The following is an 11,914-nucleotide window of genomic DNA, read 5'->3' as shown; positions in this document are numbered from 1 at the left end:
TTCACAATCTGTTGCATGAATATCCGAGTCGCCGTTGTGGAGGATGATACGGTCACACGCGAAAGCCTGGTGGCCCTGATCAATCGCGCGGCTGACATGTCCTGCATCGCCTCGTGGGGTTCGGCCGAGGATGCCATCGCCGGGCTGCCCGCACAGGTGCCGGACGTGCTGCTCGCGGACATCAATCTCCCCGGAGCCTCCGGCATCACCTGCGTGGCCACCCTCAAGGCGGCTCACCCCGGGATGCAGGTGATCATGCTCACCACCTACGACGATACGGATTCGATCTTCGATTCACTCCGCTCCGGAGCCAGCGGCTATCTGCTCAAACGCAGCGCCGCAACGGAACTGCTGCCCGCCATCCGCGAAGTGGCCATCGACGGTGGCTCGCCGATGTCCGCGCACATCGCGCGCAAGGTGGTGACGTATTTCCATCCCGAGCGCCGTGCCACGCCGGAGATGCAATCGCTGACTCCCCGCGAGCAAGAGATCCTCGCGCGTCTGGCGAAGGGATTGCTCTACAAGGAAATCGCCGACCAACTCGGTATCAGCGTGAGCACCGTGCGCGCGCATCTGCACGCGGTGTATGGCAAGCTGCACGTACAATCCCGCACCGAGGCGGTGGTGAAGTATCTTCAGGGCTGAACGTGCGGTAGCGCGAGGCTCCGCTTCGCGTGCCGGGAGGACTCACCACGATAGAGGCAGTCCTTCTTTCAAGAATCGCCGCGAGACCCGGCCAGCAGCAATGCCCCGCGAATCCCCGCCTCCTGTCCGAGCTGTGGCGGAACAACAAGGTCGCTGAAGTCGCCCTCGCCGAAATATCCGGCGGCCGCTTCCTTCAACGTCGCCGCGATCGTCGCGTGCAGCACCGGACACTGCGAGACTCCGCCACCGACGATCACCTTCGAGGGCGAAACGATGGCCAGCAGCGCGAGAATGCCGTGAGCGAGATACCACGCCTCCATGTCCCATGCCGGATGATCCGGTGGCAAATCCACTGCAGCCTTCCCCCAGCGTGCGGCGATGGCCGGCCCACTCGCCAATCCCTCCAGGCAATCGCCATGGAACGGACACACGCCTTCGAACGCATCACCGGGCGCACGCACGACCTTGAGATGTCCGAACTCCGGATGAAGCGTGCCATGCACCAGCCTTCCTCCTGAAAGAATCCCCGCACCGATGCCAGTGCCGATGGTGATGTAGGCTGCATCCGTCGCACCCTTCGCCGCCCCCAATACCGTCTCCCCCCAAAGGGCCACATTCACATCCGTATCGAGCACCAGCGGCACGCCGGGGAAGGCTTTCTCCAGCGCACCTGTGATGGAAAAGCCGCGCCAACCTTCCTTCGGCGTGGCCAGCATCGAGCCGAAATCAGACGCCATGGGATTCACCCGCACCGGACCGAATGCCGCAAGGCCGATGCCTGCGGGTACGCCGCGTTCACGCAGCCATTCGATAGCGGTGGTGAAAGTCTCATCCGGCTGCGTGGTGGGAAAACGATGTTCCTCGTAGATCGTGCCATCGGGGAGCCCCCAGGCGACCACCGTCTTGGTGCCGCCCAGTTCGATTCCCGCCACCGGTTTTACCTGCGATTCTGTCATCGGATTGGATGACACCAACCGATCAAGCCTGGGCCGCCGCGGCAAGCGCCTCCTTGGTCAGACGCGTGATTTCCTTCCAATCGCCCGCCGCGATGAGCGCCTTGTCCACGAACCACGAGCCACCGATCGCGGCCACCACCGGCAGTTTCAGGTAGCTGGCCAGATTGGCCGAGGTGATGCCGCCGGTCGGGATGACTTTCACGCCGGTATGGCCGTAAGGACCCGCGAGATTCTTCAGCATGCCCACCCCACCAGCCGTCTCCGCCGGAAAAAATTTCAGCAGTTTGCAGCCGAGCGCCATGGCTTGCTCGACTTCGCTCGGCGTCATCACACCTGGCGAAAATTGGATTCCTTCCGCCCGGGCCACCTCCACGATTTTCGGATTCAATCCCGGAGCCAGGCCGAATTGGGCACCAGCGTCCTTCGCGCGCTTCACCTGCTCGATTTCCAGCAAGGTTCCCGCTCCCACCAGAATCTCCGGAAAACGCGCGGAGATCCTGCGAATGGACTCTTCCGCAGCCGCGGTGCGGAAAGTAACCTCCATGATATCAAGGCCGCCCGCGAGCAGGGCTTCGGCCAGAGGTTCGGCTGAGGCGGGATCATCGAGGACGATCACCGGGACGATGCGTTTGGCGAGAATGCGGTCGATCATGAATAGAGCGTGTCGAAATTTGACCGAATGAATCACACCGCGCCACTGAACAAAAGTACAAGTCGCTGGATGACGGAATTTGCCATGGCGGCTCGTTAAGGGATCATCTGAAACGCTCCATGGCCACCTTCTTCTCCAGTCCCCATCTTGTAATTGCCGTCCTTTTGTCCGCCGCAGGCGGATTGTCCGCAGAGACACTCGACACCGTCGCCCTCGGTTCGCCCGCGTCCGAAGCGGCTCACAGCTTCAAATCCGACCATGCCGAAACTTTCACGGGTGGCCTCGATCTACCCGCCCGGCGGTTGCTGCCACTGGAGAGCCCCGCGTGGTTCGGAGGCAAGCTGTCCTGCACGCTGAAGGTGGATGCCACGCTACAGAACTATGTCACCGTCCGCTTCTGGGGCTCGGACGTGAACCACAACCTGCTCATGCTGGAGGTGGATGGAAAGCAGGTCGGCTACCGCCACCTCGGCGACTACGATTGCCTGGATGTCGGCACCGATGCACCGACCTACAACGGGCGCTTCTGCTACAAGACCCTGCCACTGCCCATGGATCTTACCAAAGGCCGCCAATCGGTGGAAGTGACCATCCAGAGCAACGGCTCCATCTGGAACTACGGCAGATCCTTCGAGGAATACCAGAAGCCGATGACGGAAGCTACCCGCGGCATCTACGCGATCCACACCCATACGGATGGCTGCTTCACCCCGCCCGCGGACGAAAAACAGGGCGTATATCCGAAGGATGCTCCGCTGCGCAAGGAGCCGGGCGAAGAAGTCATCGGGAAGGTCAAGCAACGGGTGAACTACGAGCTCGTCAATCTGCTGAAGCCGGACCGGATGCCGAATCAGATGCAGACCCTGTTTCTGGCCAAGTCCTATTTCATCCAATGGACCGCAGCGGCGGGAAAGCCCGAGGCCATCACACAGGTCCAGCGATCCCTCGACAACCTCTACCGCGCCTACAAGAAGGACCCGAAACTGGCGGAGGCGGAACCCTCCACCTACAATCCCGATTGGTTCGGCTACGGCCCGGCGGGCCAGGTGATCTCCCTGCTGGCGGAGCAGCTCAAGCCCACGCTGGGCGAAACCATCGATGACGGAAGCGGTGGCTCCATCCCTCGCCGTGAGGCCTACACGGACATGCTTCTCCACTGCCGCGACTGGCACCGCGAACACCGGCGGCAGTACACGAACCAATCGATGATCAACGATCTCTATGGCATCTACCTCGCCAACCGTGGCATCGCCGTGCTGAGTCCGGAGAAGGCGTTGCCCGAGAAGCAGGCGCTGCGTTACCTGCGCGAATCCATCGGGCTCGATCCGTGGCTGGGCAGCGAGGTGAATGGCAAGCCCACGCTGCCGCTCGGCAATGACTACCTCCAGCTCACCCGCAAGGGACTGACCCGCGAACTTGGATTCGTGGGCAACTACGGCGAGGTGATCGATTGGGTCTGCCAGATCTATGAAGGCACCGCTCCCGCCTGGGGCAAGCCGGGGGACCCCGACATCAAGGCGCAGCTCATCCGCATCGCCCGCGCCCGCGCGCCCTTCCGCTATCCGATGCTCGATGAAGGGGGCCATCGCGCCATGGTTCAGGAAACAGCGGTCGGCTGGCGGGACACGCATTCGCCCGGAGATGTGGCCTATGCCCAGCGCCCGTCATGGGATGGCTCGCCATTGGAAGCTGCCTCCCTGACGCTCGATCCGGCGCTGATCGGCTACTGCCAGCAGATGTTCGCGGACAACCAGTATTTCCATTCCATCGCGGAGCAGGTGGAAGGCAAGGGATTCCGCATCACGGCGGGACTACTGCGGGTTCCCGAGGAATACGAACTGATCAAATCCCAGCCCGCCTCAAAATCCCGCCTGCCGCTGACGTGGAGCGAGCCGGACTACGTCTTCAGCGATGAAGAGGATGGCGTGGTGGCCATCAAGCGCGGCAACGAGATCTTCTATGCCTCCCTTTACTGGCGCGCGCGTCATGCGGTGAACTTTCTCGCCCGCGTGCACTACCTGACACCCGAATACGATCGCGTGGCAGTGGTCCGGCAGGAAACCGCGTACACGCAGAGCGGCATGGAATATACACGTCCGAACTGGACCGACTTCGGCTTCGCCAACGGCGGGCACCGCTATCCGGACACGGTCCAATCCGCCCATACCGGCGAGAAGCTGCCGATTGCCAGGATCCCGGATGGCATCCCGTTCAAGGCCGGCGAGGAGAACATCCACGCGGGACGCGGCGACTTCTACCAGATGCGTTACGGTCCGTACTTCGTGGCGATGAACATGTCGAAGGACAAGACCTTCGACGTGAGAGTCCCCGAAGACTCCGGCGATGCGACCGAACTGGTCACCGGTCGCAAGGATCTCAAGCCGGGCACCGCAGCTAAGGTCGCGCCGCGCACCACGCTGGTATTCCGGTTCGGAAAATAAGACGGACTTAGAATCCGATCATCGCCTTCAGGACGCCGGTCTCGGGCTTGGTCCAGGACTCGAACAAGCCCGGCACTTCCTCGACAGTGGCGCGATGGGTGATCCATGGCAGCGTATTGATGCGGCCGCTTTCGATGAGCCCGATGATGCGGCCGAAATCTTCCGGATTCGCATTCCGGCTCGCGAGCAATGTCAGTTCGCGACGATGGAAATTCGGATCATCGAACGTCACCTCACCCACGAAGAGGCCGATGAACACCAGCCGCCCGCCGTGAGCCGGGTATTCGAAGGACTTCATCATTGAGGCGGCGTTGCCGGTGGCATCGAAGACCACATCCGGCAAGTCACCGTTGGTGATTTCCATGAGACGTTCGAGAACATCCTCCGTGCGGCCATTGATCGCGTGCTGGACGCCGAGCTGCTTTTGGCAGAACTCCAGACGGGCTTCATTGATGTCCAGAACGATGGTTTTCGCACCGGCTTCCACGGCGAACTGCATCGCGGCCAAGCCGATGGGGCCTGCGCCAATGACCAGAGCGAACTCATCCTTCTGAAGACCGGACCGCTGCACCGCATGCGCGCCGATGCCGAGCGTCTCAACGAGCGCGAGCTGATCGTAGGAAAGCTTGGCGGAAGGATGCAGCTTCCGTGCAGGCAGGATGATGCGCTCACGCATGCCGCCATCCGCATGCACTCCGATCACCTGGATGCGCGTGCAGCAGTTTCCTTTTCCTTTCCGGCAGGCCACGCAGGTGTCGCAGTTGATGTAGGGCTCGACCGAACAACGGTAGCCGGGCTTCACGTTTGCCACACCTTCACCCACGGCCAACACTTCCACCCCGAGCTCGTGGCCGAGCACGCGTGGATAGCTGAAGAAAGGCTGCTTGCCACGGAAGGCATGGATGTCGGTGCCGCAGACGCCGACGCGATGCACTTTCACAAGGGCTTCGCCGGGAGCTGGCGCGGCGGGTTCGGTGGAAACATCGAGAGCAATCTGGCCGGGTTCGCGGAGGACGAGCGTCTTCATGGGAGGATAGTGGTGAGGATTTCAGGTTCGCAGCCGAAGCGTTCGCGATATTCGGTGAACGTGGGAACGAGGCGCACGGCGATCTTCGCCTCATGATTGAGAGCGATGGCCGAGAGGCGGTGATCGAAGAAGGGATTGCGGAAGCGGTCCAAGGTGGCGCGCGCGAAACCTTCCGGATCTTCGCAACGCCCTTCGAGCGCCGGGACGATCTCGGTGAACAGCAGCCTCTCCAACCAGGGACCGACCTCGGAATGCTCGACAGCTTCGCGCACGGTTTCGATGCCCATCGGCAGGGCACGGCATACCAGCGCGCTATGGGCGCCATTCAGGATGCGCACCTTCCGCAGGTAATAGGAAGAGATGTCATCGCACGCGGTGATCGCCGGATGATCGAAACCACAGCCTTGTGGATCTTCGATCGCCCAAAAAGCGAACGGCTCCGCCGCGAGCAACAAGGGATCACTCTCCAGCAAGGGATGCTCCGCGGGAGCGCCGGGCACGATGCGATCCACCAGATTGTTCAGCCAGCGGCATTCTTCGGAGATCCACACCCATGCGCGGTGATCCACGGACCAGCGCGTGGCCTGGGCACGCACCAGTCCCAAAAGACGCGCCGCATTGTTCTCAATCAACTCACACGGCAGCACGGTGACCCCGGGTCGGCCTGCCTCATAACGGGCAAGGAGAACAGCTAGCAGCTTGGCCGGAAACGACACCGGCGCAGCGGGGCCATTCGCCACATCGGTGTCATCCAGCACAAACCCCGCCTCGGTGGTGTTGGAGAAAATCCATTTCAATTCCGGCGTCACCGCGAAGGCCAGCACCTCGTCCCACTGCGTGCCTGCATGCAGCGCGCGTGAAATCGAATCCACCTCCACGGTTTCATCGACCACCGCACCATCCAGCACTCCGCGCACCGCCACATGATAACGGCCGCCCGCACGGTTGAGCGCCTCCGCACGTTCGATGCCAGTGGATTGCACGACCACGATTTTGCCTGGCGGATTCGATCCACGATTCGCCCCGGCGATGAAGAAATCGGCAAAGGCCCGGAGGAAATTTCCAGCACCGAATTGGAGGATGGTCTCAGGCAGTGACATTCAGAAAAAGGACGGCATGTGATTTCAAAGCGTTACTCCTTGCTTCCAGATCGTGATCTCGCGGAAGCCGTTGACCTCATTGCGTGCCAGGCGCCGACCACTCGCCACATCGAGGATCACAGCCATCAGTCCGGACGTGACCACTTCGGGATCCACATCCGGATCGAGAAGCTGGCCGGCATCGAAATCGATCCACCCGGGCTTGCGTGCGGCCAGCGCGTGATTGGACGCGATCTTCAAGGTGGGCACTGGTACGCCAAGTGGCGTACCCCGGCCCGTCGTAAAGAGAATGCAATGCGCGCCGGAAGCCGCGAGCGCGGTGGCGGAAACACCATCATTGCCGGGAGCCTGTACGAGACAGAGACCGCCGAGCCCCTGACGGGCGGGTTCACCATAGCCGATCACCTGCTTCACCGGAGCGCGGCCACCCTTCTGGATGCATCCCAGAGATTTCTCCTCCAGCGTGGTGATGCCGCCCTCCTTGTTGCCGGGAGATGGATTCTCGTAGATGGGTTCGTCGTGGCGGCGGAAGTAGTCCTTGAACCCATTCACCATCGCCACCGCCTGATCGAACGTTTCTCCGCTGTCACAACGGGAGAACAAAGGAGCCTCAGCGCCGAACATCTCCGGCACCTCGGTCAGGATGGCGGTGCCGCCCCAGCCGGTAAGACGGTCGGCGACACGCCCGACCAGGGGATTCGCAGTGATGCCGCTGAAGCCATCGCTGCCGCCGCACTTCATCCCCAGCACCAGTTCGGACGCGGGGATCGGCTCGCGTTTCGCCGTGGCCACCACCGCCGCGAGCTCGCGCACGGCCTCCACGCCGGCCTCGACTTCATCGAGCACTTCCTGGGCATTGAAGAAACGAACACGCGTGGGATCGAGCGCGCCAACCTCCTGCAGAAAACCCTTCAGCGTGTTGTTCTCACAACCCAGGCCGAGAATCAGCACTGCCGCCGCATTGGGATGACGAACGAGGCCTGACAGGATCTTACGCGTATGGCCGAGGTCATCGCCGAGCTGGGAGCAACCATACGGATGAGTGAACGCGTGGATGCCATCGATCGCACCACCCGGCACCACCAGTTCGCGGGCGGCGGTTTCCGCAATGCGCTGGCTCGGCACGTTCACGCAGGCCACCGTATTGATGATCCAGATCTCATTGCGTGTCGCGGCGCGACCATCGGAACGGCGGAAGCCCATGAAGACGGGAACATCTCCCGCGACAGGAGAGGCATCGGCAGGAACCGGCCGCCATGACAATTCGGTATCTTCACCAAGGCCCGTCTTGAGATTGTGGGAATGCACATGTGCTCCGGCCTTCACCGCCTCGGTGGTCACGCCGATGGGAAAGCCGTACTTGATCACTCGCTCGCCTGCAGCGAGATCGCACAACGCGGCCTTGTGCCCGGCCGGGATGTCTTCCAACACCAGCGCACCCTCCGCCGTTCCAGCGGAAACGGCCTCCGGTGCGACAGCCACATTGTCTTCGGGATGGATCTGGACGAGACGCTTCATCGTTGGATCACACGATAGACATCATCCGCACCTTACGCACGCGCCGCCAGCAGCGGACGCAATACCTCCGCCGGATCGCGATGCTGTGGCAGTCCGCGGGTGAAGGTGAAATTCCGGATCGGCTCCAGAATCTCCATGACCTCGGCGAGCAGTGGTTCGTCGATCGGTTCCTCCGCGTAGGCGATGTTGTCGCGGATATTTTTCGGACTCGCCGTACCCACCAGCGTGGACGCGATGTCCGGATTGATGCAGCAGAATTGGACGGCGAGTTTCACAATATCCACCCCCTTCGAATCGCAATGCTCCACCGCTTTGCGGCATCCCGCCTGGATTTCCGGCGTGGAGGGATGCCAGGACGGCGCCCCGCGGCGGGTCAGCAATCCCATGCCCGTGGGAGAAGCATTGATGACACCCACACCACGTTCCTTGAAGTATGGCAACAGGTCGCCGAGCGAGGTATCGTTCAGTTCGTAGTGGCAGAAGGACAGGATGGTTTCGACCAAGCCGTCCGGCACCCGGTCCAGAATCGACCGGAAAATTCCCAGCGGCAGACCGGTGATGCCGATGTGGCGGACCAGCCCCTGTTCCTTCAGATCAAGCAGCGTCGGAAGCGTTTCGTTGACGATCTGGTCGTGATCGGCGAACTCGATGTCATGGCATTGGATAAGGTCGATGTGATCCACCCCCAGCCGGATCATGCTGTGCTCCACGCTGCGTTCCGTGCTCGCCCGCGAAAAATCGTAGTCCCCCCGCGCCTCGCTGTAGCTGCCAATCTTGGTCGCCAGATAGTAGTCCCCCCGGGGGACCCCTTCCAACGCCCGACCCAGCCGGACCTCCGCCAAGGACTGGCCATAGGAGGGCGAGACATCGATAAAATTGATCCCTCCCGCGAGCGCCGCATGGACAGTGGAGACGCAATCCTCCACACTGACCTCACGAAAAACCGACCCCAAAGAGGAAGCTCCAAACCCAAGAACGGAGACTTCCATGCCCGTTTGACCCAACTGACGATATTCCATGGCTCTTTAAGACTCAATAAGACAGGAGCCAATCGACTCCCGTGGTGGAAAGATGGTTTGAAATTAGCGGAGACCCTTGATTTCCGCCATAGCACTTTCTGACACATGGATGACGATTTTTGACCATCTCATCACACTGCATGTTACTATGACCAATCCCGAAACCCCATCATTCGTCTCCACCCAGGTGACGGAGGCGCGCCGGTTCTATCTGGACTTGAATCCCCATCCGGACGCGCCCCTCGCGGTGGTCTGTGGCGGGTGGGAGCAATGCGCGCCGGACTACCGTGTGTCCCGTGAGGATTTCCCATACTGCTGCCTCGAGTTCGTGGCAGACGGCTATGGCGAGGTCACCACCGGTGGAAACAAACATGAGCTGCGCCGCGGCATCGCCTTCACCTACGGCCCCGGTTGCTCCCACCTCATCACCACGGAGCGCAAGCGGCCGCTTTCAAAGTACTTCATCGACTTCTCGGGACACGGCGCATTGGCGTTGCTGGAATCGTGCGGCATTGCCCCGGGAGCCATCCTTGAGGCCGGAGATCCGGCACGCATCGAATCCGCTCTTTCCCGCCTGATCGATGCCGGCAGCACCCCCAGCACGAACCAGACTCGGATCGCCGTGCTGCAGTTGGAAAGCCTGCTGCTGGAACTGACCGATCACCGCATTGCCGCTCCTGGTCAAACCCAATCCTACCAGACCTACCTGCGCTGCCGGGACTACATCGACGCGCACTATTTCACGCTCAATACCGCCGAGGAAGTGGCCACGGCCTGCCATGTGGACCCCGCGTATCTTGCCCGCCTCTTCGCCCGTCACGCCCGCGAGTCCCCCTACCGCTACCTGCTGCATCGCAAGATGACCCACGCCGCCGATTTGCTGGACAGCGGCCGCCGCATCGTCCGTGAGGTGGCCAGCGACCTCGGCATGGACCCGTTCCATTTCTCCCGCGTCTTCAAGCGCACGTTGGGCGTCAGCCCGTCCGACTTCGCCAACCGCCGCGAGGTGAAGGTGAAGTGAAAGACCAGGGGCTGGAAGGAATCCACCTCATCAAAAGCCGGGCCGATCGGCCCGGCTTTTGCGTCTCCACGGCCGGAACCGACACATCTCCGAGGTTGTTTCATGGGCAAACCCGGAGATGATCATTCCATGGTTCCCTCCTCCATGCTGCGACTCGTCCTGATCTTGGGAATGCCCGGACTCCTTTCCTGCCCGGCGGGTGCAGGGAATGCCTGGGATGGCGAAGGAGCCGACGGCAAATGGTCCACCGCGGCGAACTGGGACGCCAACACGCTTCCCACAGCCTCGACCCTAATCCAATTCGGAGGCACCTCGCAGCTTGCCTCCTCCAATGACCTTTTCAGCGCAGGTGCCGTCTCAGGCGGACTGCAGTTCAATGCGGGAGCCGGTCCCTTCGTCATCACCGGAAACGGATTGAGCCTCACCGGAAACGTCACGAACAACAGTGCGAGCCTGCAGACGATCAGCCTTCCTTTGAGCATCAGCGGCGCCAGCATCATCGATGCCGCCAGCGGTCCGATCACTCTCGGCGGCGTCCTCAGCGCCAGTGGAGCCAATGCGGCATTGATGAAAAACGGATCCCATCCCCTCACATTGACCACCGGTAGTTACAGCGGATCCCTCACCGTCAACCAAGGCACCCTCAATGTGCTGGGCACCCTCCCCAACGGTGTGGCCGTAACCGTGGGTATGGCTGGCACCCTATCCGGCACCGGTAGCATCAACCGCGCCGTAAATATCGCCGGCAACATCTACCCCGGCGTGGACGGCATTGGAACCTTGAGCACTGGAAGACCTTCCCCGACCTCGACCCTGGGAAATACCACGATCACAGGTCAACTAACCGCCACCGGGAACAACAAGCTCATGGTGAATGGCAACCTCGCCTTCAGCGACTCCACCGGTCGGTTCGCAACTCTCAATATCAGTGAATCGGCGGTTTCCGCCACCCCGGTGGTTATTGCGGAATACACCGGCACCGTCAGCGGTATGCTGGGTGCGCAATTGACCTATATCGTGGAATATCACGGCGGTGCGAACGGCAGGCAGGTTACCGTCATGCGCCCCGACGACAGCTACTGGTATTGGGCTTACGGAAAAGGCCTGACCCTCGCCAATCTGGCCCTCGATCAGGATCCGGATCACGACGGTTTTTCGAATCTCATGGAATTCATTCTTGGTGGGAATCCTTTGGCTCGCTCCGGAAATTCCGCTCCCACTCTCACGACGGACGCCGACAACTTCATCTTCCACTTCGTCCGGACGGACGATGCCAAGTACAATTCCCTCCATCCGACCATCCTGAAGACCCAGTGGAGCACGGATCTCAGCCAGTGGAACGACATCATCATTCCGGATAACATTTCCGGATCCGGTCCCGTCACGGTGGTCCGCACGACGGTGGATTACGTCAGCGTCGCCATTCCAAAGGCGAGCGCCGTAAACGGGCGGATGTTCATCCGGCTCGCAGCATCGAGGACACTTTGAGCCTTCCACTGGAGAAGGAAACGGCCGCGTTGTTTCCAACGCGGCCG

The 11,914-nt window shown here is 61.4% G+C and carries 10 protein-coding genes; 4 read left to right on the top strand and 6 right to left on the bottom strand.

Annotation, left to right across the window (positions count from 1 at the left end):
• The first annotated feature begins 15 nt into the window (after positions 1 to 15).
• Positions 16 to 645, top strand: a complete 630-nt coding sequence (locus KBB96_RS02510; protein WP_211631926.1) for a response regulator transcription factor — start codon at positions 16 to 18, stop codon at positions 643 to 645.
• Positions 646 to 713: 68 nt separating this feature from the next.
• On the opposite strand, the gene KBB96_RS02505 is transcribed toward KBB96_RS02510, so the two are convergent.
• Both KBB96_RS02505 and eda read right to left on the bottom strand, forming a co-directional pair.
• Positions 714 to 1,601 (bottom strand): ROK family protein, encoded by an 888-nt coding sequence (locus KBB96_RS02505; RefSeq protein WP_211631924.1) that lies wholly within the window; start codon positions 1,599 to 1,601, stop codon positions 714 to 716.
• Positions 1,602 to 1,623: 22 nt separating this feature from the next.
• Positions 1,624 to 2,253: a bifunctional 4-hydroxy-2-oxoglutarate aldolase/2-dehydro-3-deoxy-phosphogluconate aldolase gene (eda, locus tag KBB96_RS02500; protein ID WP_211631922.1), complete on the bottom strand. Its 630-nt coding sequence runs from the start codon at positions 2,251 to 2,253 to the stop codon at positions 1,624 to 1,626.
• Between the two features lie 119 nt (positions 2,254 to 2,372).
• On the opposite strand from eda, the gene KBB96_RS02495 reads away from it, so the two are divergent.
• A complete protein-coding gene (locus tag KBB96_RS02495; protein ID WP_211631920.1) occupies positions 2,373 to 4,694 on the top strand; it encodes a hypothetical protein in 2,322 nt (773 codons plus the stop codon).
• A 7-nt stretch (positions 4,695 to 4,701) separates the two neighbouring features.
• Here the strand turns inward: KBB96_RS02495 and KBB96_RS02490 are convergent, their stop codons facing one another.
• Genes KBB96_RS02490 through KBB96_RS02475 form a run of 4 tightly spaced genes read right to left on the bottom strand, consistent with a single transcriptional unit; the run spans position 4,702 to position 9,328 of the window.
• On the bottom strand, positions 4,702 to 5,721 hold the full coding sequence (locus tag KBB96_RS02490; protein ID WP_211631918.1) for a zinc-binding alcohol dehydrogenase family protein: 1,020 nt from the start codon (positions 5,719 to 5,721) through the stop codon (positions 4,702 to 4,704).
• Positions 5,718 to 6,821 (bottom strand): mannitol dehydrogenase family protein, encoded by a 1,104-nt coding sequence (locus KBB96_RS02485; protein ID WP_211631916.1) that lies wholly within the window; start codon positions 6,819 to 6,821, stop codon positions 5,718 to 5,720. The genes KBB96_RS02490 and KBB96_RS02485 overlap by 4 nt, the downstream gene beginning before the upstream one ends.
• A 24-nt stretch (positions 6,822 to 6,845) precedes the next feature.
• Entirely contained in the window at positions 6,846 to 8,339 is a 1,494-nt protein-coding gene (locus tag KBB96_RS02480) for a UxaA family hydrolase (protein WP_211631914.1), read from the bottom strand.
• Positions 8,340 to 8,371: 32 nt separating this feature from the next.
• Positions 8,372 to 9,328, bottom strand: coding sequence for an aldo/keto reductase (locus tag KBB96_RS02475; protein WP_211631911.1), 957 nt, complete (start codon positions 9,326 to 9,328; stop codon positions 8,372 to 8,374).
• 178 nt (positions 9,329 to 9,506) lie between these two features.
• On the opposite strand from KBB96_RS02475, the gene KBB96_RS02470 reads away from it, so the two are divergent.
• Complete coding sequence (locus tag KBB96_RS02470; RefSeq protein WP_211631909.1) at positions 9,507 to 10,379, top strand: AraC family transcriptional regulator; 873 nt, start codon at positions 9,507 to 9,509, stop codon at positions 10,377 to 10,379.
• Between the two features lie 144 nt (positions 10,380 to 10,523).
• Positions 10,524 to 11,867, top strand: a complete 1,344-nt coding sequence (locus tag KBB96_RS02465; RefSeq protein ID WP_211631907.1) for an autotransporter outer membrane beta-barrel domain-containing protein — start codon at positions 10,524 to 10,526, stop codon at positions 11,865 to 11,867.
• Positions 11,868 to 11,914: the final 47 nt, after the last annotated feature.

Origin of the sequence: Luteolibacter ambystomatis (assembly GCF_018137965.1) — a bacterium.
Classification (GTDB): domain Bacteria; phylum Verrucomicrobiota; class Verrucomicrobiia; order Verrucomicrobiales; family Akkermansiaceae; genus Luteolibacter; species Luteolibacter ambystomatis.
The sequence above is the reverse complement of the archived record's forward strand: the minus strand, read 5'-3'. Positions and strand labels throughout refer to the sequence as shown.

Coding starts and splice junctions, on each gene's coding strand:
- KBB96_RS02485 (WP_211631916.1), bottom strand. CDS start 6,821: ATGTCACTGCCTGAGACCATCCTCCAATTCGGTGCTGGAAATTTCCTC.
- KBB96_RS02495 (WP_211631920.1), top strand. CDS start 2,373: ATGGCCACCTTCTTCTCCAGTCCCCATCTTGTAATTGCCGTCCTTTTG.
- KBB96_RS02510 (WP_211631926.1), top strand. CDS start 16: ATGAATATCCGAGTCGCCGTTGTGGAGGATGATACGGTCACACGCGAA.
- KBB96_RS02505 (WP_211631924.1), bottom strand. CDS start 1,601: ATGACAGAATCGCAGGTAAAACCGGTGGCGGGAATCGAACTGGGCGGC.
- KBB96_RS02490 (WP_211631918.1), bottom strand. CDS start 5,721: ATGAAGACGCTCGTCCTCCGCGAACCCGGCCAGATTGCTCTCGATGTT.
- KBB96_RS02470 (WP_211631909.1), top strand. CDS start 9,507: ATGACCAATCCCGAAACCCCATCATTCGTCTCCACCCAGGTGACGGAG.
- eda (WP_211631922.1), bottom strand. CDS start 2,253: ATGATCGACCGCATTCTCGCCAAACGCATCGTCCCGGTGATCGTCCTC.
- KBB96_RS02465 (WP_211631907.1), top strand. CDS start 10,524: ATGCTGCGACTCGTCCTGATCTTGGGAATGCCCGGACTCCTTTCCTGC.
- KBB96_RS02475 (WP_211631911.1), bottom strand. CDS start 9,328: ATGGAAGTCTCCGTTCTTGGGTTTGGAGCTTCCTCTTTGGGGTCGGTT.
- KBB96_RS02480 (WP_211631914.1), bottom strand. CDS start 8,339: ATGAAGCGTCTCGTCCAGATCCATCCCGAAGACAATGTGGCTGTCGCA.